Here is a 23,005-nt window from a genome sequence, read left to right as displayed (position 1 = left end):
CTTATGAATACCATAGATAAAATACCTACTTCAAAAATACAACGTGCCACAAAATTGGTTTCTACGGGAGCAAAGGTTGGCGTTAATTATTTAAAATATTACGGAGATAAAATAGTGTCATCTGAAGCTGACGCTAAAGAGCGACTTAATAAAAATAATGCTTCAGATATTTATGATGGTTTAAAACAGTTAAAAGGTAGTGCTTTAAAAGTGGCACAAATGCTTAGCATGGAAAAAAGCATTTTACCACAGGCCTATGTTGAAAAATTTTCATTATCACAATTCTCTGTGCCACCATTATCGCCTCCTCTAGTCATAAAAACATTTAAAAAATATTTTGGCAAATCGCCAGACGAATTATACGATACTTTTAATGCAACTTCTGTAAACGCTGCCAGTATTGGCCAAGTGCATACTGCGGTTAAAGATGGGAAAAAACTTGCTGTGAAAATTCAATATCCAGGAGTTGCAGAAAGTATTGCTACAGATTTGGCTATGGTAAAACCGATTGCCATGAGCATGTTTAATATTAAAGGTAAAGATTCCGATAAATATTTTAAAGAAGTTGAAAACAAATTAGTTGAAGAAACTAATTACGTTCTTGAAATTAAACAAAGTCAGGAAATGGCTTCTGCTTGTGCCAATATTCCAAACTTAAAATTCCCTGATTATTATCCAGAATTATCTACAGACCGTATAATTACAATGGACTATATGGAGGGTGAGCATTTATCTGAATTTACAGCTAAAAAAACCAATAAAAACTTATCAAACACTATAGGGCAAGCTTTATGGGATTTTTACATGTTTCAAATTCACAAGCTAAAAAAAGTACATGCCGATCCTCATCCTGGAAATTTTTTAATTTCAAAAAACGGTGAATTAATCGCTTTAGACTTTGGTTGTATTAAACATATTCCACTAGATTTTTATGTGCCATATTTTGAACTAGCAAAAAAGGAAAACATTGAAAATAAAGTACTTTTTCAAGAAAAACTATACGAATTGGAAATCATAAAACATGAAGATACTCTTGAAGAAAAACAGTTTTTCACAGCCATGTTTCATGAAATGCTAAGTTTATTTACACAACCTTTTCAAGTTGAAAATTTTGATTTTTCTGATGCTAATTTCTTTGGTAAAATAGCTGAATTAGGCGAAAAATACTCTAAAAACACCGAGTTGCGCAAAATGAATGGTAATCGAGGCTCAAAACACTTTATTTACATTAACCGTACATTTTTTGGACTGTATAATTTAATGTTCGATTTAAAAGCTGAAAACATTAAGATTAATAATTATTTGAGTTTGTAATGATTCATTATAAAAAAACAGACATAGAAAAACTACCTCATATTTATAAAATAAACCTTATAAATAGTTGTTCTGGATATAAATCTGCTAATTTAATAGGCACAAAATCTTCAGAAAACAATAATAATGTTGCTGTTTTTAGCTCTGTAACTCACTTAGGTTCTGCTCCTGCCCTTTTAGGTTTTTTTTTACGTCCAACAACGGTTCCTAGAGACACCTATGCAAATATTAAAGAAACTGGAGTTTACACCATAAATCACATTTATAAAGATATTATAGAAGATGCACACCATACTTCTGCTAAATATGATGCGTCAATTTCAGAATTCGATATCACTGCTTTACAACCTGAAGAAAAAAACAAGTTTCACGCTCCTTTTGTAAAAGGTTCACCCGTACAAATAGGTATGAAATTTGTTGAAGAATATCACATAAAAGCAAATGATACTTTACTTATAGTTGGTGAAATTATAGATTTATATATTAATGATAATTTACAAGAAATTGATGGCTTTATAAACCTTAGCAAAGGTGAAGTTGCAGCTATTAACGGTCTTGATGGTTACGCTGTTGCAGATAAAAACAAACGCTTTTCTTACCAACGCCCAAAACACTAATACTCATGAAAATACTTGTTACTGGTGCAACGGGCTATATTGGCAAACGATTAATTCCTTTTTTAGTTAATAAAGGACACCATGTAATTTGTGTTGTTAGAGATAAACTACGCGCAGAAAAGTATTTTTTTGAAGAAGATTTAATATCTGTTGTTGAAGCAGATTTTTTAAAACCTGAAACTTTAGCAAACATTCCTGAAGACATTGATGTGGCTTACTATTTAATACACTCTATGTCTAATTCTTCCAAAAATTTTCAATCTTTAGAAGAAAAATGTGCTGTTAATTTTAAAAACCGTTTAGAGCAAACAAATACAAAACAAGTTATTTATTTAAGCGGCATAACAAATGAAGAACAACTCTCTAAACATCTTTCATCAAGAAAAAATGTTGAAGAAATATTACAATCCAAAGTATATGCTTTAACCATTTTTAAAGCGGGGATAATTGTGGGCAGCGGTAGTTCGTCATTCGAAATTATTAGAGATTTAGTAGAAAAACTACCGTTTATGATTGCCCCAAAATGGTTAAATACTAAAACACAGCCCATTGCTGTACGCGATGTTCTAAATTTTCTGTTTAAAGCAGCTGGAAAACGTAGTTTATTCAATAAATCGTACGATATTTTTGGTCCCGAAATATTAACATACAAACAAATGTTACTTCAATTTGCAGAAGTTAGGCAGTTAAAACGATATATTTTAACGGTCCCAGTTATGACTGCTAAATTATCATCATATTGGCTGTATTTTGTGACTTCAACATCTTATAAATTAGCCTCTTCTTTAGTGGATAGTATGGGTGTGCAAATTATTGGTAAACCCAGCCATATAAACAACTTAATGAATATTTCGCCAATAGCATATAAAGAAGCGGTAACGCTAGCTTTTGAAAAAATTGAACAAAACGGTATTATTTCCAGCTGGAAAGATTCTCTTGTAAGTAGTGGAAGGCTGCGTAGCAATCTTCATAAATATGTTAATGTACCTAGCTACGGATGTTTTAAAGACTTTAAAAAACGATCTATTAAAAACACAGAACAAACATTAAACAAAATTTGGAGTATTGGTGGCGAAAACGGTTGGTATTATGGTAATTTTTTATGGCGTATTCGTGGTTATATCGATAAGCTTTTTGGAGGTATTGGCTTAAGAAGAGGCCGAACAAACCCCGATCAATTGGATGCAGGTGATGCGCTTGATTTTTGGCGTGTAATTTATGCAGATAAATCCAAACAAAAACTTTTACTATATGCCGAAATGCGACTACCAGGAGAAGCTTGGTTAGAGTTTAAAATTGAAAATAAAATATTAAAACAAACAGCTACTTTTAGGCCTCGTGGCATTTGGGGCAGATTATATTGGTACAGCGTTTTACCATTTCATGGATTTATTTTTAATGGCATGATTAACAAACTCGCTAATGCCTAGAAACATTAAAAAACAACACTTACCAACCAAAATTTGCCCAGTGTGTAAGTTGCCTTTTTCATGGCGTAAAAAATGGCAATTAAACTGGGAAAATATAAAATATTGCAGTGAAAAATGCAGAAAGAACAAAACACTAGCCTAGTTTGGTTTACTAATAATTTAAGAACACACGATAACTCAACTTTAACCAAAGCCATAGCAAACAGCAACCAAGTTATTGGGTTATATTGCTTTAATCCTAATCACTTTAAAACTGATGAATTTGGTTTTAAAAAAACTGAAAAATTTAGAGCCAAATTTTTAATTGACACGATTACCGATTTAAAACAGAAACTTAGCCAATTAAATATTCCCCTTTTTATTTACAACAAAAAACCAGAAGATATTATTCCTCAACTGGTTACTAAAAACAACATTAACAATATTTATTTACAGGAAGAGTGGACATTTGAAGAAGTTGAAACCTTTAACAAAGTAAAAACACAACTGCCAAAACGTGTAAAGTTTACAACAAGCTACAATCAGTTTTTATTCCACCCAGAAGATATTCCCTTTACAATTAACCAACTTCCTAAAATATTTACTGAGTTTAGAAAAACTTGCGAAAAATTTGTTCACGTAAGGCCAGAAATTATTACTCCAACTAATCAAGCAAAAAATTTGCTCATAAAAAACGAAACCATAGTTCCAACGCTGTTAGATTTAGGTTTCGAAGATTTTGAACAACACACAAATACAGCATTTCCGTTTAAAGGAGGAGAAACCGAAGCTTTAAACCGATTGCAAGACTATTTTTTCAATACCAAAAAATTAGGTTTTTATAAAAAAACGCGTAATGGTTTATTAGGAAAAGACTTTAGTTCTAAATTTTCTCCTTGGTTAGCAAATGGCAGTATTTCAGCAAAACATATTTATTATAAAATTAAACAATTCGAAAGTTTATATTTTAAAAACGAATCTACATATTGGTTAGTATTTGAATTAATTTGGCGAGATTATTTTAAATACGTTTCCATGAAATTTGGAAATCAAATCTTCAAAATTAATGGCATTCTAAACAATAAATACACTTGGATAAATAATCAAAAAGAAATAAACAATTGGATTAATGGTAAAACACCAGAATCATTTGTTAATGCCAACATGATTGAACTTAAAAAAACCGGTTGGATGAGTAATCGTGGGCGCCAAAACGTAGCAAGTTATTTTGCAAAGTCTATGAACCTCGATTGGCGGATTGGCGCAGCGTATTTTGAAAGCCTTTTATTAGACTACGATGTGCACAGTAACTATGGTAACTGGATGTACGTTTCAGGTGTTGGCAACGACCCAAGAGACAGGAAATTTAACGTAAAACTTCAAGCAGAACGTTACGACAGCAGCGGTAAATACCAACGTTTGTGGTTGCAAGACACTTTATTTTAAAACAACTTTACGTAAGTCTCAGCGCAGTCTAAGACAAAAAAAGAATTCATGAAAACATTAAGGCTTATACTCGGCGATCAATTAAACAGTAAACATAGTTGGTACAAAACCATCAATAAAAACGTAATATACTGTATGTTCGAAATGCGTCAAGAAACAGATTATGTAACACATCATATTCAAAAAATAATAGGATTTTTTGCCGCAATGCGCGAGTTTTCAAATCATTTAAAAAACAATCACTTTAATGTAGAATATTTCACACTAAACAATAAAAACAATACCCAAAACCTAATTTCAAACCTAAAATTACTAATCAATAAACACAATATTGAAAAGTTTGAATATCAATTACCCGATGAGTACCGATTAGACCAACAATTATCAAGCTTTTGTGAAAATTTAGAAATTGAATTTAAAACCTTTACAACCGAACATTTTTATACCAGCCGCAATGATTTAAAAGATTTTTTTAAAGGAAAAAAGCAATATTTAATGGAGAATTTTTACCGCAATATGCGTAAAAAACACAACATTTTAATGGTTGGAAATCAACCAGAGGGTGGCAGATGGAACTATGATAAAAGTAACCGAAACAAATGGAATGGCGAACGTAATATACCCAATTATAAATATTTTAAAAATAATGTTTCAGAAATTGTTGAACTAATAAAAAACAGCAATATTAAAACTATTGGCAACTTTAACACCAAAACCTTTAATTACCCTGTTACCAGACAGCAAGCACTTGAACAATTAAAATACTTTTGCGAAGAACTATTAATTCATTTTGGCGACTACCAAGATGCCATGCATACCAACGAGATATACTTATTTCACTCCCGACTATCGTTTGCAATAAACCTTAAACTAATTTCCGGAAAAAATGTAGTTAATACAGTAATAAACTATTGGAAAAAACATAACGAAGAAATACATGTTAGCCAAGTTGAAGGCTTTATACGCCAAATAATTGGCTGGCGCGAGTATATGCGAGGTATGTATTGGGCATTAATGCCAGATTACAAAAATGAGAACCACCTAAAAAACACCAATAAACTTCCCGAGTTCTATTGGACGGGCAACACAAAAATGAATTGCCTAAAAAATGCCATTGCAAACAGTTTAGACAATAGTTATGCACACCATATACAACGCTTAATGGTAACCGGCAATTTTGCGTTGTTAGCACAAATTAATCCAGATGATGTAGATGCATGGTATTTAGGAATTTATATTGATGCATTAGAATGGGTACAACTCCCAAATACAAGAGGCATGAGTCAATACGCAGATGGTGGTAAAATAGCTACAAAACCCTACGTATCAAGCGGAAGCTATATAAATAAAATGAGTAACTACTGCAGTAATTGCCACTACAGTAATAAAGAAAAACTAGGCGAAAAAGCATGCCCGTTTAATAGTTTATACTGGAACTTTTTAGATGATAAACGAAGTATTTTAGGTAATAATCGCCGTATGGGAATGATGTATAGTTTGTTGGACAAAATGAACAAAGACCAACTAGAAAAAATAAAAAAACGAGCCCAAAGCATTATAAAACACCCAGATCATTTTTAATGAAACAAAACCTAAGCATAGTTTGGTTTAAGCGAGATCTTCGTTTACAAGATAACGAAGCCATAAACAACGCCATAAACACAAACCAAAAAGTGCTTTTACTCTACACTTTCGAAAACTTTTTGTTACAAGACAAACACTACAGTAAGCGACATTGGGATTTTATAAAACAATCGTTACAAGATCTTAATAATCAACTTAATTCATATAACTCTAAAGTTTTAATTGTTAATAATTCTATTAATAACACAATACAGCAACTTCAAGAAAAATTTAATATCACATATATATTTTCGCATATAGAAACTGGTATTCTTTCAACTTATAAAAGAGATATCGCTTTCGCGGAATTTTGCCAAACACAAAATATAAAATGGATAGAAAATAAAAACAACGGCGTAAAACGAGCTATAAGTAACCGCAATAATTGGTTTGAAGATTGGAATACATTTATGATGCAACCAGAATTTAAATTTCAACCAAAAACCAATCAATTATTAAGTATAGCTTCAGTTGAAACTTTAGAACAAAAATTTAAAACCGTACAAACAGAAACAATTCACAATAAAAATCTACAAAAAGGAGGCACCACAACAGGCTTAAAATATATGGAGTCTTTCTTCAACAAAAGATATAAAAACTACATGTTTCACATATCTAACCCCCTACAAGCACGAACTGGCTGTAGCAGATTATCGCCATATATTGCTTGGGGCAACTTATCTGTAAAACAAGTATTAAAAGCAGCCAACTTAAAAAAAGAACAAGAAAAAAATAAACGCCATTTAAATGCTTTTATATCTCGATTGCGCTGGCAAGCTCACTTTATTCAAAAATTTGAAATGGAGCATAGCATGGAGTTTAAAAGTATTAATAAAGGATATCATCAATTAATTAAACCTGTAAATATAGAATTTCAAAATGCTTGGAAAACAGGTAAAACAGGTTTTCCTTTGGTAGATGCTTGTATGCGCTGTTTAAACACAACTGGATATTTAAATTTTAGAATGCGTGCACTAGTAGTTTCGTTCTTTACTCATAATTTATGGCAGCCTTGGCAAGATTTAAGCGAGCACTTAGCCAGTTTATTTCTAGATTTCGAACCAGGCATTCATTATCCTCAAATACAAATGCAAGCCGGTGAAACTGGGATTAATATGCTACGTATATACAACCCTTTAAAAAATAGCATAGAACATGACCCTCAAGCAGAATTTATAAAAAAATGGGTGCCAGAATTACAACATCTAGAAACACCTATTATACACAACCCAAGCCAAATATCATATTTTGATTCACAAATTAGTGGTTTTAAATTAGGTTACCACTACCCTAACCCAATTGTTAACGAAAACCAATCTAGAAAAAAAGCAAGTCAAATTTTATGGAATTTAAAAGACGATAAACTTGTAAAAAAAGAAAGTTTAAGAATACTAAAAAGGCACACCATAAAGAATAGAAATAGATTATTAAGAAATGAATAGATTTACCTTATGCATCATAAGCAAATAATATGTTAATTTTGTTTAACTTTTAGCTGCAAATATTAAACATTTACTATATTTGATAAGAGTTATTACGATATGATTTTAGACACAACATACAATAACAAGGAAAACACAATTTTAATTGAAAACTTAGTAGGCAGATCGTTTACATTGTTTGAAGCTTTTAAAATTAAAGGCATAGGTTCTAAAAGAATGATTATTGAAGATGTTAGTGAAAACTTGAAACTGTACTTAAACAGAGTTTCAGATATTAATTATGCTAATATCGAGTTACGCACAAAAGGGGTTTTAATTTATATAAACAAGGGGTTGCAAAATTTCACATGGGCAATCCCTTATTACCAATTAGTTATTTACAAAACCAAAACCACTAGTATTCATGCCCAGGGTAATTATATACGCTTCAAAATGAATAAAACTTTAAAGGAAAACAAAACGTTTTTTAAAAAACTAATAAATGAAAAATTAAAGTATAACCAAAAATATAGCACACCTACTTTATGAACTTTTCAATTAATGAAATAGACAGGATTGTAGAGATGGCATGGGAAGACCGCACGACTTTTGAAGCAATAAAATTTCAATTTGGCATATCTGAACAAGAAGTTATTAACCTAATGCGTAAACAAATGAAACCTAAAAGTTTTAAAATGTGGCGTAAACGAGTTAGTGGAAGAAAAACCAAACATGAAAAACTAAGAACATTTGTTAGTGGACGCTTTAAATGTAGTAGACAGAAGCTAATAACAAGTAATAAAATTTCGAAACGTTAAACAAAAATTATATTAATTATGGATCTAATAGAAAGAGCTTTAGAATTTGAAAAAAGAAAGATGAAATCTTTATCTACCAGCGATCGTGTAAAAATTTCAAGAGAAGCAAAAGCATTAATACTAGACTTAAATCAAATTTATAAAAAGAAAAAGGACGATAAAATTATGGATATCATGAAACGTCTTACAGCAATAAAAAGAAAAGTTGAAAAACGACTAAAAGGAGCTCCACTTACAGCATAAGTTTGCATATGCGTGCAAAAAAGATGTTTTTTAATAGTAATTATTAAAATTCTGCCAATATTTTCATATTAAAATTTGTAATTTCATACAATTTAGTATATTGCGAAATTGTTAAAATTTATTGATTTTAAAAATCAATATGCGAAATTAGAGAAAATATGGAGATTATTGATCGTGCTTTAGAATTCGAACAACGCAAACACACCTTTAAAACAACAAGTGAGCGTATTGAATCGTCTAGAGAAGTTAAAAACTTAATTTTAGATTTAAACACTATTTATAAAAAGGAAAAAGATCCAAAAATTATGGATTTGATGAAGCGTTTAACTGAAATTAAACAAAAAATTGAAAAAAGGCTAAAGGGCAGGCCTTAAAAAATAAATGCCCTGAAACCTTATGAAAACATTTGTTATTATTGGAGGTAGTAAGGGCATTGGTTTTGCTTTACTAAATAAACTTTTAAATCACTCAAAAGTTATTAACGTAAGTAGAACTGCACCAAACACTTCGCATGAAAATTTAACTCACATCTCCTGTGATGTTATACAAGACGAATTACCAGAAATAAATAATTTAGATGGCTTAATTTATTGTCCTGGTAGTATAAACTTAAAACCTATTTCTCGTTTAAGCTTAAACGATTTTAAAAACGATTTTGAAATTAATGTTTTAGGTGCTGTTAAATCAATACAAGCATATTTACCGCTTTTAAAAACAGGAACAAATCCGTCAATTTTATTATTTAGTACTGTTGCCAACAAATTAGGAATGCCTTTTCATGCCAGTATAGTAACCGCAAAATCTGGTATTGAAGGCTTAGTTAAGTCTTTAGGCGCAGAATTAGCTCCTACAGTAAGAGTTAACGCCATTGCACCAACAGTTACCAATACAGAACTCGCAAGCAAGCTTTTACGTAATGAGAAAATGATTGAAAACATTACGGAAAGACACCCATTAAAAAAATATTTAGATCCAACCGAAGTTGCTGAAATGGGAGAATTTCTGTTATCTACTAAAGCAGCATCTATTTCAGGACAAATATTTCAAATGGATTGTGGAATTGTAAGTTTCAAGTTATGATTTGTTTAAAAACCCTGTTCTGTTCAAAAAACATTAGTCCAAATTATAATATAAATTCGCTTTATAACATTAGCATTAAATCCATATCAAACGAAGATATAGATTTATCACAATTTAAAGGTAAATTTATACTATTTGTAAACGTAGCATCTAAATGTGGCTTTACACCGCAGTATAAAGAGCTTGAACAGTTATACAATACATATAAAAACAAATTAATTATAATAGGTTGCCCATGTAATCAATTTGGTAGTCAAGAGCCAGGTAAATCGCAAGACATAAAAACCTTTTGCCAAGTAAATTATGGCGTATCATTTATAATTACTGAAAAAATAGATGTAAAAGGAACTAAACAGCATCCTTTGTATAATTGGTTAACAAAAAAATCAAATAACAACAAAATTAACAGTTCGGTTAAATGGAATTTTCAAAAATATTTAGTTAGTCCAAAAGGCGAACTTATCGACTATTTTTCTTCCATTACCAGGCCTTTAAGTAACAAAATAACAAAACACTTAAACTAATTATGTTTAAACTATTTAAAAAGAAGACGGAAATAGAAAGGTTACAGGAAAAGTATAAAAAATTAATGCAAGAAAGCCATAAACTTTCTACTATTAACCGATCTAAAAGTGATGGTAAATTTGCTGAAGCAGACGCGATAGCAAAACAAATAGAAGTACTACAAACTAAATAATTAAAAAATTGAAAAAATTAATATTAATTTTCTTAATTATAAATTTTACCGCACTAGGTATTGGTAGCTGGTTAATGAATAACGGGCCACAAACAGATTGGTACCTAAACCTTAATAAAGCACCTTGGACGCCTCCAGGTTGGGTATTTGGTGTTGCGTGGACATTAATAATGATTTGTTTTTCTATATACATGTCTTACCTCTACAAACAAATACCAACAACAACTATATTAGGATTATTTACCTTTCAATTTCTATTAAATGTAGGTTGGAATTTTATTTTTTTCAATAAACATTTAATGCTCATTGGTTTAATATGTATTATTCTTTTAACTTTTTTAATCGGATTTTTTCTTATAAAATATTATCCAGTTTTAAAGCAAAAAAGCTTACTAATACTCCCCTATTTTGTATGGTTAATTATTGCCACATCATTAAATGCCTACATTGTTATAAATAATTAAAACATGAAAATATACACCCTACATAAAAAGCAAAACTTACCAATTTCTGTAAATACAGCCTGGGATTTTTTATCAGATCCTAAAAATTTAAAAGTAATAACTCCAGACTACATGGGGTTTAATATTTTGTCCGGTGCAGATAAACCAATGTTTGCAGGACAAATAATTCAATACATAGTTACACCAGTGTTCGGTATAAAAACAAAATGGGTTACAGAAATAACTCATGTAATTGATAAACACTATTTTGTAGATGAACAGCGCTTTGGCCCTTACCAATTGTGGCATCACAAACATTTTATTAAAGAAATAGAAGGCGGTGTAGAAATGGAAGATATAATTGACTATAAAATTCCTTTTGGGCTTTTAGGCCAGTTAGTACATCCTATATTAGTGAAGCCAAAACTTGAAGAAATTTTTAATTATCGCAAAGAAAAATTAGAAAAACTTTTTGGATTTTATTAAATGAATAAAGAAATAAACATATTTTGGTTTCGTCGCGATTTACGTTTAGATGACAACATTGGGTTTTATGAAGCTTTAAATGCAGATTACCCAGTACTTCCCATTTTTATTTTCGACAAGGAAATTCTAGAAAAATTACCAAAAAATGACGCTAGGGTAAATTTTATATTTAACACCCTTCAAAGCATGCGAAAAACACTGCAAAAGGAGCACAACAGCAGTTTAGCGATATACTCAGGTACACCCATTGAGGTTTACAAAGAAATTATAAATGAATATAATGTAAATACTGTTTACACAAACCACGATTATGAACCTTATGCATTACAAAGAGATGAAGAAATTAAAAAGCTTTTAAACGATAATAACATCTCGTTTAAAACATTTAAAGATCAGGTTATTTTTGAAAAAAATGAGATTGTAAAGGCAGATGGTAATCCGTATGTAGTGTATACACCATATATGAAACTTTGGAAAAAAACCTTTGATAGTAATAGCTTAAAAATTTTTTACACAAACTCAGTTTTACACAATTTAATAGAACACACACGATTACCTAATGTAACATTACAAGATATTGGCTTTATAACCTCCGGCCAAAATATTTCAGATTATGATGTTACACCAACTTTAATAGCTAATTACGAAGATACTAGAAACTTTCCTGCAAAAAATGGCACTTCACATTTAGGTCCGCACTTACGTTTTGGTACAGTAAGTGTGCGCAAAATGGTAAAAAAGGCTATTGCAGAAAAAAACGAGATATTCTGGCAAGAGCTTATATGGCGAGAATTTTTCATGCAGATATTATGGCATTTCCCAGAAACTGTAACCAAAGCTTTTAAACCAAAATACGATAACATTAAATGGCGAAATAACGAAACCGAATTTAAAGCTTGGTGTGAAGGTAAAACAGGTTATCCGCTAGTAGATGCAGGCATGCGCGAACTTAACGAAACAGGCTATATGCATAACCGTGTGCGCATGCTTGTAGGTAGCTTTTTATGTAAACACTTGTTAATAGATTGGCGCTGGGGTGAAGCCTATTTTGCAGAGAAATTACATGATTATGAACTAGCCAGTAATATAGGAAATTGGCAATGGGTTTCTGGTTCTGGGGTAGATGCAGCACCCTATTTTAGAATTTTTAATCCAACTACTCAAATTCAAAAATTCGATAAAAATCATGAGTATATAAAAAAATGGGTTCCAGAATATCAAGAATTAACTTATCCTAAACCAATAGTAGAACACAAAGCCGCTCGTGAACGCTGTTTACAAACCTATAAATCAGCTTTAAATTAAAAATATTTAGTTTTTAACATTCTTTATTCTAAAATAAGTAAACATCGATATATATTTGTCAGCTTATTAATTGAATAAAACCAATAAACATTATAACATGAAAACTAAATTTTTAACATTAACCTTATCTGTGGCATGTGCACTATTATCACATGCTCAATTCCAAATTTCGGTAAGTGGTGGTACAGCTATAAGCAGTGCTGGAATGAAACTTGGTGAAGAAATAACAATTTCCGAAACTTCTAACAGCTACGGTAGCTATGGTGAAGGCTCCAACATACAAATTAGAGGAACTTACTTTTTTAATGATACATTTGGTGCCGATCTTTCATTAGGTTATTTACATGGTGCAGACCAAACTGTAAGTAGTGTATCATTACCAGACACAGAGGTTGATGCCATAGCACGAGCACGTGCATTTGGCGCATCATTAGCTGTAGTCTATAAATTCACCAACAATATATACGGGCGTTTTGGAGCTTTAGTTAAAATTGGAGGAAAAACTGAAGCTGTTGTTTATCAAAAATCTGTTTTTTCAGATGATGAAGCTGCTGCACTAGGTTTACCTGAAGATTCATACTCGGTTACCAATTATAAAGAAAACTTCCATGGCCACTTTCCTCTTGGTTTTGTAGGTGCACTTGGTTATAAATACGATATTAAAAATTCTAATTTCAGTCTATTTGCAGAAGCAGAATATTACGGAATAAGTTTAAAACGCAATTATTCTGAAATTCAAGAGTTTAACACTAACATCTATTTAGAAGATGGTACACTAGCAGCGGAAGGTTATTATACTATAGATAATTTACCAGATGGGGTTAATAAACGAACAACGTATGTAGATGAATTATCTAATACAAACACAGACTCATCAAAAGAACTATCTCAAAAAGTACCTTACTCATCATTTGGTATTAACTTTGGTATAACCTATGTTTTTAAGTCTAGAAAAGATAAAGCTTAATTTTATAGCTAAATAACAAAAATAAAAAAGCCACTAAATTAGTGGCTTTTTTATTTTATTTCTGATAAAAATCCGTGAAAATCCGTATTGATTATACTAAAAACCCATATTAATTTTGAAAACTCCTAAGAGCTTAAAACAAAATCAATATGAAAGCTTTAACTAATCAAATCATCATCTTATTAATTTCTACCTCTCTTTTTAATTGTAGTAGCAATAACCCAGACAACCTTAACCCAGATGGGGATTATTTAACATGTGATATTAGCAACAATTCGTTTAATGCAACTTATACAGCAGGTGCTTATGCTGTAAACACTTTAGCTATTACAGGTATGATTTTGGGAACCGACGAGTTTGTAAATATCACCATTTATAATCCTGTAGAAGGCACTACTTACAATCTAGAAAGCATAACCAACGAAGTAAATACAACAAGTATTACTGTTTCAACAGCTACAGATGAATATTACACTGCTGGCTACGAATACGGATCTGGTACTATTACACTATCCTATTACGATAGCAATTCTGCTGTTGGAAACTTTGATGTAATCGCCGATTATGAAGGCATAGGTGATGGTTCAGTAAGCATAACAGACGGAGAATTCTCTGTAACAAGTATAATTAAATATTAAAATTATCAGAAACATGAAAAAATTATATTTAAGATTTGTTCCGTTAATTATAACCTTATTAAATAGTTGTATTCAAGATATAATAGAAGATACAACAAAACTAAATGAACCTGTTGTAGCTGAAGCAAATATAGATGGCTCAAATTTTATAAGTGTTTTGGGTAGTGCCCAATTTACTATTTATCAAGATAACTCATATGGACTTTCAATGACCTTTACAAATATAGACGAACTTACTGATGTACTTAAAGATATTCACACTTTAGCTTTATTTGCTTATGGTAGCGACTTTAATAATTTTGCTGAGGGAACCACTTATTCTGAACATTATAGAATAAATCCTATTGATGAAAATAACTTAGGTGGTTTTTTTGGTGTTTATTGGTATGGAGATATCTTATCTGAAGATATTAATTACGCAGGTATTTCTAACCCCGAAAGTGGAACAGGTATTTTTAAAATTACATCTTACAGTACAACTAATAACACATTTTCTGGGACCTTCAATTTTACTACTTACAGCGATGAAGATTACAGGGAAGTTAGTATTACAAACGGGAAAATTATAGATGTAGAGTTTGATATTGAATATAGTGATATAGAATCTATAAACAACGATAACTAATAGGCTCCACTTACAAATTATCAATAAAAAAATCCTGAAAGCATTAAGTTTTCAGGATTTTTTTGATAAAATATGTCTTAGTTTAATCTAAACGTTCAATTTTAGCACCAATAGCTCGTAAACGTTCGTCTATATTCTCGTAACCTCTATCAATTTGTTCAATATTCATAATTGTTGATGTTCCTTTTGCTGATAAAGCAGCTATTAAAAGTGATACACCAGCACGAATATCGGGCGAAGTCATTTTTGTTGCCTTTAAAGTCGATTTAAAATCATGACCAATAACTGTAGCTCTATGTGGGTCGCAAAGTATAATTTTAGCCCCCATATCTATTAATTTATCAACAAAAAACAATCGGCTTTCAAACATTTTTTGATGTATAAGTACACTTCCTCGTGCTTGTGTTGCAACAACTAAAATAATACTTAATAAATCTGGTGTAAACCCAGGCCAAGGCGCATCTGCAATGGTTAATATAGAACCATCAATAAAATTCTGAATTTCGTAACCATCAGTGTGTGCTGGTATAAAAATATCGTCTCCTTGCTTTTCTACAGTTATTCCTAATTTTCTAAATACAGAAGGAATTATTCCTAAATCGTTCCAGCTTACATTAGTAATGGTAAGTTCGCTTTTTGTCATTGCAGCTAAACCTATCCAGCTACCAATTTCAATCATATCTGGCAGCATTGTATGCTCTGTACCTCCAAGTGTTTCAACACCATCAATAATTAGCATATTAGAGCCAACTCCACTAATTTTAGCTCCCATACGATTTAGCATTTTACAAAGTTGCTGTAAATATGGTTCGCAGGCCGCATTATAAATAGTTGTTTGTCCTTCGGCTAAAACCGCTGCCATAACAATGTTTGCTGTACCTGTTACCGAAGCTTCTTCAAGTAACATATAAGCACCTTTTAGTTTATCGGCTTCTACACCGTAAAACTGTTCTTCCTTGCTGTATCCAAATTTAGCACCTAATTTTATTAAGCCTTCAAAATGAGTATCTAAACGGCGACGACCTATTTTGTCTCCACCTGGTTTAGGTATATAACCTTTACCAAAACGCGCCAGTAAAGGGCCAACAATCATGATTGAACCGCGTAAACCACGACCATCAATTTTAAATTGGTCAGACTCTAAATATTCTAAATTTACTTCGTTAGCTTGAAATGTGTAAGTGCTTCTACTTAGCTTTTCTATTTTAACACCAAGTTTTTCTAGAAGTTTAATAAGCTTATTTACATCAACAATATCGGGTATATTATTAATGGTTACTTTTTCTGGTGTAAGTAAAACAGCGCATAATATTTGTAAAGCTTCATTTTTTGCACCTTGTGGTTGAATGCTTCCTTTTAATTGGTGGCCGCCTTCAATTTTAAATGTTCCCATAAAGTTTAGTAACGTTTTCTTTGTCTGTTATTTTTTTTGTGGTGTGTTTTTTTGTTGTTCGAGAATTTACCCTTATTTCGCATTAGGCTAGAGGAATCTGTTAAATCTTCATCAGAATTTTTCAGGTTTATTTTTCCACCAGATAACTCGTATAAATGATCATAAATTACATCATCTTCAACGGTGTCTTTGTTCCAATTCAAGAAGCATTTTTTCATATGATTAGCAATAGTATAAACTAATGCTTCTTTTAAATCGCCCTCTTCCCATGTATTTGCTACGTCTATCATCGTTTTAATATTATTTCCGTAAAAACGATATTTAGGGTGATTTTGTGGGTACTTTAAAGGTTCTGGGCGCTCCTCGAAAAGTTCTTTTGTTGGTTTTTCGTAAGGTGAATCTACATCTAATTCAAAATTAGACATTATAAATAGTTGGTCCCATAATTTGTGCTGAAAATCGGCAACATCACGTAAATGTGGTTGTATATTACCCATTACGGCTATAATAGATTTGGCTATTTTGTTACGTTCTTCTCTATCTTCAATCGCTTTAGCATGGTTAATCATTTTTTGCATATGTCGTCCATATTCTGGAATAATTAAATGCTCGCGTTCGGTATTGTATTCTAAGTTATCAATCAAAATAAATGTGAAGTTTTAAAATTTTTGCATGTAGTATTTATGCATTCGCAAAATACGAAAAAAAACTAAAGACTTATTACGCCTTCTACTTTTTCTGCTACTTCTTTGTATTTTTCTATAACAGCATCAGGATTTCGCATCAATAAATTTATAGATATACTAGTATACTTACCGTTTTTAGACTCTACAGTGTTAATTACAGCTCCCATATTATCGAAAATACGTTCTACCAAAGCTATTTTTTTTGAGTCTGTTTTAACGATAAACTTGTACAAATACTCTGCAGGCCAGCTTGTTGTTTCGTGTAATTGAGATTTTAATTTTTCGTAAAATGCTTCAGAATTAGATGATGCGTCCATAGTTATTTTTATAAGTTGCAAATATAGAGTTTTGTTTCCATTTTTTTTATAGCTCTTTTATTACGATTTTTACCAAAAATATTTTGAATTGAAAACCAAAAAAATTGTAATTACAGGTGGACCTGGTACTGGAAAATCTAGTATTGTAAACGAACTTATTAAAAGGAAATATATTTGTCTTGAAGAAATTTCTAGGCAAGTAACTATAGATGCTAAAAAGGATGGTATAGACCAGTTATTTTTAACAAACCCCCTACTGTTTAGCGAAATGCTTTTAAAAGGACGACAAAAACAATTTACCCAAGCCAATAATTATCCTAACAATACAATTTTTTTTGATAGAGGTGTTCATGATGTTTTAGCATATATGGATTACATAGGTGACAGCTATCCAGAAACCTTTATTAATACTTGCAAAACTGCTGTTTACGATACCGTTTTTATTTTAAAACCATGGAAAGAAATTTACACTAGCGATAGTGAACGCTATGAAAGTTTTGAACAGGCTTTGCAAATTCATGAAAACCTAGTTAATACTTACACAAAATATAATTATAATTTAATTGATGTACCTTTTGATACTGTTGAAAATCGCACTAATTTCATATTAAAAGCTTTAGGCATGTAAATGGAACACCCCATAAACATACTAGAACGCTATTGGAAATTTACTTCGTTTAGAGGACATCAAGAAGCTATTATAAATGCTGTAATTGAAGGTGAAGACACTTTTGCATTAATGCCTACAGGCGGTGGCAAATCTATTTGTTTTCAAGTACCGGCTCTTGCTAAAAAAGGTATTTGCATTGTAATTTCTCCATTAATTGCACTTATGCAAGACCAAGTTAAATCCTTAAACAATAAGGGCATAAAAGCCATGGCATTAACTAGTGGTATAAGTTATAATGAGCTTGATACCAAACTAGATAATTGTGTTTATGGTAATTATAAGTTTTTATACCTGTCGCCAGAACGCTTACAACAAGAAGTAGTACAGAGTCGTATAAAACAAATGCATGTTAATTTAATTGCTGTTGATGAAGCTCACTGCATATCGCAATGGGGAAACGATTTTAGACCAGCCTATAAAAACATTGCAATTTTAAGGCAAATACAACCTACAGCCAACGTAATTGCACTTACAGCTTCTGCAACTCCTGAGGTGGTTAAAGATATTATAAAAGAACTTGATTTTATTAATCCTAAGCTATTTAAACAATCATTTTTTAGAAGCAATTTAGCTTACATGGTTTTTCATGAAGAAGATAAACTTTACAAAGTTGAAGCTATTTTAAAAAAATATAAAGCGCCTTCAATTATTTATGTAAGAAACCGAAAGCTAACTAACGAAATTTCTTCTTTTTTAAACTCTAAAAACATAAGTTCAACAACCTATCATGGCGGGCTCAATAATCATGATAAAGCTACAAATATGAATAATTGGTTAAATAATAAAAACCAAGTTATGGTAGCTACAAATGCTTTTGGAATGGGCATAGATAAACCAGATGTTAAAACAGTAATTCACATCAGTTTACCCGAAAGTATTGAAAGTTATTTTCAAGAAGCTGGACGTGCTGGCAGAAATGGAGAAAAAGCTTTTGCTATTATTTTAAAAAACAATAGCGATGAGCTTTTAATTAAAAACCAATTTTTAAAAGTTTTACCTTCTGTAAACATGGTTAAACAAGTTTACAGAAAGTTATGTAGTTATTTTCAAATTTCTTATGGTGAAGGAGAATTTGAAACTTTTGATTTTGATTTTTACACCTTTAACAAAACCTACAATTTTAATGCTACATTATGCTATAACGCACTACTATTATTAGATAGGAACAGTATTATTTCATTATCAAAACAGTTTAAAAACAAAGTTAAATTACAATTTATAACAACCAACAACACGCTTTTTAACTATTTAGAACAAAACCCTAAAATTGACATTATTGTAAAATCTATTTTACGAATGTATGGTGGCATTTTTGATAATGAAACTGCTATAGATTTAAATAAAGTTGTAAAAAAATCGTCTGCTTCTGCAGAACATATTATAGAAATTTTACAAAATTTAAAACGCGACGAAATTATTACATTATCATTAAATAAAACAGATGCACAAATTACGTTTATTGAACCTCGAGAAGATGATAAAACTATAAACAGAATAGCAAAAACCATAAAAAAACAAAACAAGCAAAAACAGAAGCAAGTTACTGCTATGCTAAACTATACCGAAAATAATGAAATATGTAAAAGCGAGCAACTGCTCTCCTATTTTGGTGAGAAAAACACAAAACCCTGTGGTGTGTGTTCTGTCTGTTTAAATTTAAATGGTACTAAAACTAATAATGCCACGTTTAACCTTAAAATAAAAATTGTAGAACTGCTTCAAAATCAAGATTTATCGTCAAGGGTACTACAAGAACATTTAAAATGTACACCAACCGAACTTAAACAAAACTTACAATTATTATTAGAACAAAACATTATAAAAATCACAGAAAGCAATACTTATAAGCTTAGTCATTTATAAAAAAAAATCAATTCATGAGAGATTTAAAAATTATATTTATGGGCACACCCGATTTTGCTGTAGATACTTTAAAAACATTAGTAGAGCAAAATTATAATATTGTTGGTGTAATTACAGCTCCCGATAAACCTGCCGGTCGTGGCCGTAAACTAAATGAAAGCGCAGTAAAACAATATGCAAAATCGCAAAACTTAAATATTTTACAGCCAACAAATTTAAAAAGCGAAACATTTTTAACAGAATTAAAAAGTTTAAATGCCAACTTACAAATTGTAGTTGCTTTTAGAATGCTACCAACAGCTGTTTGGCAAATGCCCGAATACGGCACATTTAATTTACACGCCTCTTTATTACCAAATTATCGGGGTGCTGCACCTATTAATTGGGCCATAATTAATGGTGAAACAAAAACAGGGGTATCTACATTTTTTATAGACGAAAAAATAGACACTGGCGATATGATTTTTCAAGAAGAAATAAACATTGAAACCAATGATAACGCTGGTAGTTTACATGATAAATTAATGAAAATTGGTAGCCAACTAGTACTTAAAACAGTTTCGGAAATAGAAAAAGGAAATGTAAAAACCCAAAAACAAAAAGAAAACGTAAATATTAAAACAGCTTATAAATTAAATCGTGATAATTGTAAAATAGATTGGACAAAGCCACTAGATAATATTTACAACAAAATACGTGGTTTAAGTCCATATCCAGCAGCATGGTGCGTGCTAAATAACGGTGAAGAAAAACTAGATGTAAAAATTTATAAGGCAGAAAAAGAAACAACTAGTCACGATTTTAAAACAGGTTCGATAATTTCAACAAAAAAAGAATTAAAAGTTGCTGTACAAAACGGCTACATAATAATAAACCAAATGAAGCTTCCTGGAAAACGATTAATGGACATAAAATCGTTACTCAATGGCTATAGCTTTAAAAGCGATGCTAAAATGCTGTAAGCCCTTATATACACTATCATTGAAAGGAATATCGACAAAATACAATAGCTTTATTAACAAAACAAGCAAGTTATTAACAAATACGGGGATTTCCCTTGCTATTACTTGCCTGATTACATAATCCGTATAAATTTGTATAGGATTTAACGAAAATGTTTAACCACTTTATTAATAATTAAATATTAAAATTATGAACAAAACAGATTTAATCGACGCAATGGCAGAACACGCTGGAATTACTAAAGCTGCTGCAAAAAAAGCTTTAGAATGCGCATTAATTGAAATTGAGGGAGCATTACAAAAAGGAAACCGTGTTTCTTTAGTAGGTTTTGGTTCTTGGTCAGTTTCTAAAAGAGCTGCTAGAGAAGGAAGAAATCCACAAACTGGAGAGACAATCAAAATTAAAGCTAAAAACGTAGTAAAGTTTAAAGCTGGATCTGATTTATCTGACGCTGTAAACTAATTTATTTATAAAATAAGTTTAAAAGCCTTCAATTATGAAGGCTTTTTTTTTATTATACAGCAAACAGTTGCATTTGTGAGAAATTTATATTAGATTTAAGATATAAACACCTTAAAATATGGATAAAGCTAACCCAAAGAAAGGTAATTTATTAATAGCAGAACCTGCTATTATTGGAGATGTTTCTTTTAATCGATCCATAGTACTTCTCGCAGACCACACACAGGAAGGTTCTATAGGATTTATATTAAATAAACCTTTAGATTATACTATTAACGATTTAATTCCAGAATTAAAAGCCAATTTTAAAATTTACAATGGTGGCCCTGTAGAACAGGATAACTTATATTTTATTCATAAAATTCCTCAACTAATTCCTGATAGTATTGAAATTTCTTTAGGGATTTATTGGGGCGGCGATTTTTCTAAAGTGGCAGAACTTATAAAAACCAAAACTATCAAAGAGACCGACATTAGGTTTTTTCTGGGGTATTCTGGCTGGGGAGAACACCAACTTGAAAACGAGTTAAAGGCTAGTTCTTGGGTAGTTACAGAAAACATCCATAAAAAAAATATTATTGAAAAAGACTATGAATTTTTCTGGAAAGAAAAAATGATAGAACTTGGTGGCGAATACAGCATTTGGTCTAACGCACCAGAACACCCAAGCTATAATTAACCTAATCTTACTTTTACGTTTAGTTTTTGAAGTATTGATTTTGCAACTTCATTATTAAAGTTCTTTTTTCTGTATTTTGTTATAGGCTGAATTCCTACAATAACATTAGTAATAAAAATTTCGTCAGCCTTTTGAAGCTCAAAAGGTGAAATTTCGGCTTCTTCAATTTTAAATTCTGGCAACGACTTAATAATATCAATAATTTGGGTCCGCATCACACCTTTTAAACAACCATTTGATAATTCAGGTGTTTTAATTTTGTTTCCTTTAACTAAAAAAATGTTTCCATTTAAAGCCTCTACTACTTTTTTATTGGTATTTAAAAGTAAACAATTATTAAAACCATTTTCGTTTGCAAAAATACTTCCTACAACATTAATAACTTTATTATTAGTTTTTAATGTAGATAACAATCCGGGTGCTACATAATAATCTTTAAACAATTCAACTTCGTAAGTATCATCATTTAACATATAAAAATCTGATTTTAAAACTTTAGCAGTAATTATGTAATTTACATTATTATGTTCTGGCAAATATAAGCCACCTTCTACTCTATGAACTAATAATTTTACACGACAAGTACTGTTTTTTAAATTACAAGCTTCTAAAGTTTTTAAAATTTCTGATTCTAAAAACTCCATAGTAAAACTCATAGGTATTTCCATGCGTAGAATTCTCATAGAAGCCATTAGCCTAAAATAATGGTCTTCCCAAAACAAAATTTTACCATGACTTACTTTTAATGTTTCAAAAAGTGCATCACCATAAGCATAACCTCTATTTTCTGGAGTTAAAATGTTATTCTCGTTTTGTATAGTTCCGTTAAAATTTATCATA

Annotated in this window: 29 protein-coding genes; 25 read left to right on the top strand and 4 right to left on the bottom strand. The window is 30.8% G+C overall.

Translation table 11 applies throughout. From position 1 onward, the window contains the following. Nucleotides 1-3: 3 nt before the first annotated feature. The 20 genes from LG649_RS01280 (at nt 4) to LG649_RS01185 (ending at nt 15,132) form a co-directional block, all read left to right on the top strand. Nucleotides 4-1,314: an ABC1 kinase family protein gene (locus LG649_RS01280; RefSeq protein WP_226540115.1), complete on the top strand. Its 1,311-nt coding sequence runs from the start codon at nt 4-6 to the stop codon at nt 1,312-1,314. Continuing rightward, on the top strand, nt 1,314-1,931 hold the full coding sequence (locus LG649_RS01275; RefSeq protein WP_226540112.1) for a flavin reductase family protein: 618 nt from the start codon (nt 1,314-1,316) through the stop codon (nt 1,929-1,931). The genes LG649_RS01280 and LG649_RS01275 overlap by 1 nt, the downstream gene beginning before the upstream one ends. 5 nt (nt 1,932-1,936) lie before the next feature. After that, complete coding sequence (locus LG649_RS01270; protein WP_226540110.1) at nt 1,937-3,361, top strand: SDR family oxidoreductase; 1,425 nt, start codon at nt 1,937-1,939, stop codon at nt 3,359-3,361. A gap of 4 nt (nt 3,362-3,365) precedes the next feature. Next, complete coding sequence (locus LG649_RS01265; protein WP_205618126.1) at nt 3,366-3,503, top strand: DUF2256 domain-containing protein; 138 nt, start codon at nt 3,366-3,368, stop codon at nt 3,501-3,503. Further along, on the top strand, nt 3,476-4,786 hold the full coding sequence (locus tag LG649_RS01260) for a DASH family cryptochrome (RefSeq protein ID WP_226540108.1): 1,311 nt from the start codon (nt 3,476-3,478) through the stop codon (nt 4,784-4,786). The genes LG649_RS01265 and LG649_RS01260 overlap by 28 nt, the downstream gene beginning before the upstream one ends. 48 nt (nt 4,787-4,834) lie before the next feature. Next, complete coding sequence (locus LG649_RS01255) at nt 4,835-6,367, top strand: cryptochrome/photolyase family protein (protein ID WP_226540106.1); 1,533 nt, start codon at nt 4,835-4,837, stop codon at nt 6,365-6,367. Beyond that, the gene (locus LG649_RS01250) at nt 6,367-7,851 is read left to right on the top strand and encodes a cryptochrome/deoxyribodipyrimidine photo-lyase family protein (protein ID WP_226540104.1); all 1,485 of its coding nucleotides are present in this window, start codon (nt 6,367-6,369) and stop codon (nt 7,849-7,851) included. The genes LG649_RS01255 and LG649_RS01250 overlap by 1 nt, the downstream gene beginning before the upstream one ends. A gap of 99 nt (nt 7,852-7,950) precedes the next feature. Continuing rightward, the gene (locus LG649_RS01245) at nt 7,951-8,379 is read left to right on the top strand and encodes a hypothetical protein (protein ID WP_044631991.1); all 429 of its coding nucleotides are present in this window, start codon (nt 7,951-7,953) and stop codon (nt 8,377-8,379) included. Next, nucleotides 8,376-8,648, top strand: a complete 273-nt coding sequence (locus LG649_RS01240) for a TIGR03643 family protein (protein WP_044631992.1) — start codon at nt 8,376-8,378, stop codon at nt 8,646-8,648. The genes LG649_RS01245 and LG649_RS01240 overlap by 4 nt, the downstream gene beginning before the upstream one ends. 18 nt (nt 8,649-8,666) lie before the next feature. Further along, the gene (locus tag LG649_RS01235; protein WP_044631993.1) at nt 8,667-8,891 is read left to right on the top strand and encodes a hypothetical protein; all 225 of its coding nucleotides are present in this window, start codon (nt 8,667-8,669) and stop codon (nt 8,889-8,891) included. Nucleotides 8,892-9,049: 158 nt separating this feature from the next. Beyond that, nucleotides 9,050-9,265 (top strand): hypothetical protein, encoded by a 216-nt coding sequence (locus LG649_RS01230; protein WP_044631994.1) that lies wholly within the window; start codon nt 9,050-9,052, stop codon nt 9,263-9,265. Nucleotides 9,266-9,287: 22 nt separating this feature from the next. Further along, nucleotides 9,288-9,971 carry an SDR family NAD(P)-dependent oxidoreductase gene (locus LG649_RS01225; protein ID WP_226540102.1) on the top strand — a complete coding sequence of 228 codons (684 nt, stop codon included), beginning with the start codon at nt 9,288-9,290 and terminating at the stop codon, nt 9,969-9,971. Beyond that, entirely contained in the window at nt 9,968-10,495 is a 528-nt protein-coding gene (locus tag LG649_RS01220; protein ID WP_226540100.1) for a glutathione peroxidase, read from the top strand. Before LG649_RS01225 ends, LG649_RS01220 begins: the two co-directional genes overlap by 4 nt. A 2-nt stretch (nt 10,496-10,497) precedes the next feature. Beyond that, nucleotides 10,498-10,668, top strand: a complete 171-nt coding sequence (locus tag LG649_RS01215; RefSeq protein WP_226540092.1) for a Lacal_2735 family protein — start codon at nt 10,498-10,500, stop codon at nt 10,666-10,668. An 8-nt stretch (nt 10,669-10,676) separates the two neighbouring features. Beyond that, nucleotides 10,677-11,132, top strand: a complete 456-nt coding sequence (locus LG649_RS01210; RefSeq protein ID WP_226540091.1) for a TspO/MBR family protein — start codon at nt 10,677-10,679, stop codon at nt 11,130-11,132. Nucleotides 11,133-11,135: 3 nt separating this feature from the next. Further along, entirely contained in the window at nt 11,136-11,597 is a 462-nt protein-coding gene (locus LG649_RS01205) for an SRPBCC family protein (RefSeq protein WP_226540090.1), read from the top strand. Beyond that, nucleotides 11,598-12,902 carry a cryptochrome/photolyase family protein gene (locus LG649_RS01200; RefSeq protein WP_226540089.1) on the top strand — a complete coding sequence of 435 codons (1,305 nt, stop codon included), beginning with the start codon at nt 11,598-11,600 and terminating at the stop codon, nt 12,900-12,902. 97 nt (nt 12,903-12,999) lie between these two features. Further along, nucleotides 13,000-13,869 carry an outer membrane beta-barrel protein gene (locus LG649_RS01195; RefSeq protein ID WP_226540088.1) on the top strand — a complete coding sequence of 290 codons (870 nt, stop codon included), beginning with the start codon at nt 13,000-13,002 and terminating at the stop codon, nt 13,867-13,869. Nucleotides 13,870-14,018: 149 nt separating this feature from the next. Next, the gene (locus LG649_RS01190; protein WP_226540087.1) at nt 14,019-14,507 is read left to right on the top strand and encodes a hypothetical protein; all 489 of its coding nucleotides are present in this window, start codon (nt 14,019-14,021) and stop codon (nt 14,505-14,507) included. 13 nt (nt 14,508-14,520) lie between these two features. Continuing rightward, nucleotides 14,521-15,132 carry a hypothetical protein gene (locus LG649_RS01185; RefSeq protein WP_226540086.1) on the top strand — a complete coding sequence of 204 codons (612 nt, stop codon included), beginning with the start codon at nt 14,521-14,523 and terminating at the stop codon, nt 15,130-15,132. An 82-nt stretch (nt 15,133-15,214) separates the two neighbouring features. Here the strand turns inward: LG649_RS01185 and murA are convergent, their stop codons facing one another. The 3 genes from murA to LG649_RS01170 form a co-directional block, all read right to left on the bottom strand. Then, a complete protein-coding gene (gene murA / locus LG649_RS01180; RefSeq protein WP_226540084.1) occupies nt 15,215-16,525 on the bottom strand; it encodes a UDP-N-acetylglucosamine 1-carboxyvinyltransferase in 1,311 nt (436 codons plus the stop codon). Nucleotides 16,526-16,530: 5 nt separating this feature from the next. Beyond that, entirely contained in the window at nt 16,531-17,169 is a 639-nt protein-coding gene (locus LG649_RS01175; RefSeq protein ID WP_226540082.1) for a DUF4290 domain-containing protein, read from the bottom strand. 65 nt (nt 17,170-17,234) lie between these two features. Then, the gene (locus LG649_RS01170; protein ID WP_226540080.1) at nt 17,235-17,528 is read right to left on the bottom strand and encodes a DUF493 family protein; all 294 of its coding nucleotides are present in this window, start codon (nt 17,526-17,528) and stop codon (nt 17,235-17,237) included. An 88-nt stretch (nt 17,529-17,616) separates the two neighbouring features. Here LG649_RS01170 and LG649_RS01165 point away from each other — a divergent pair, with 88 nt between their 5' ends. The 5 genes from LG649_RS01165 (at nt 17,617) to LG649_RS01145 (ending at nt 22,165) form a co-directional block, all read left to right on the top strand. Then, nucleotides 17,617-18,156 carry an AAA family ATPase gene (locus LG649_RS01165; RefSeq protein ID WP_226540078.1) on the top strand — a complete coding sequence of 180 codons (540 nt, stop codon included), beginning with the start codon at nt 17,617-17,619 and terminating at the stop codon, nt 18,154-18,156. Next, the gene (locus tag LG649_RS01160) at nt 18,157-20,061 is read left to right on the top strand and encodes a RecQ family ATP-dependent DNA helicase (RefSeq protein WP_226540076.1); all 1,905 of its coding nucleotides are present in this window, start codon (nt 18,157-18,159) and stop codon (nt 20,059-20,061) included. A 14-nt stretch (nt 20,062-20,075) separates the two neighbouring features. Continuing rightward, nucleotides 20,076-21,023 (top strand): methionyl-tRNA formyltransferase, encoded by a 948-nt coding sequence (gene fmt / locus LG649_RS01155; RefSeq protein ID WP_226540074.1) that lies wholly within the window; start codon nt 20,076-20,078, stop codon nt 21,021-21,023. A gap of 190 nt (nt 21,024-21,213) precedes the next feature. Further along, on the top strand, nt 21,214-21,486 hold the full coding sequence (locus LG649_RS01150; RefSeq protein WP_044626204.1) for an HU family DNA-binding protein: 273 nt from the start codon (nt 21,214-21,216) through the stop codon (nt 21,484-21,486). Between the two features lie 118 nt (nt 21,487-21,604). Further along, nucleotides 21,605-22,165, top strand: a complete 561-nt coding sequence (locus LG649_RS01145) for a YqgE/AlgH family protein (RefSeq protein WP_226540073.1) — start codon at nt 21,605-21,607, stop codon at nt 22,163-22,165. Here LG649_RS01145 and LG649_RS01140 read toward each other — a convergent pair. Continuing rightward, a complete protein-coding gene (locus tag LG649_RS01140) occupies nt 22,162-23,004 on the bottom strand; it encodes an aminotransferase class IV (RefSeq protein ID WP_226540069.1) in 843 nt (280 codons plus the stop codon). The genes LG649_RS01145 and LG649_RS01140 overlap by 4 nt on opposite strands. Nucleotide 23,005: the final 1 nt, after the last annotated feature.

The sequence above is a fragment of the Neotamlana laminarinivorans genome (assembly GCF_020523925.1).
GTDB lineage: Bacteria > Bacteroidota > Bacteroidia > Flavobacteriales > Flavobacteriaceae > Neotamlana > Neotamlana laminarinivorans.
This window is presented reverse-complemented; position numbering and strand designations above follow the sequence as displayed.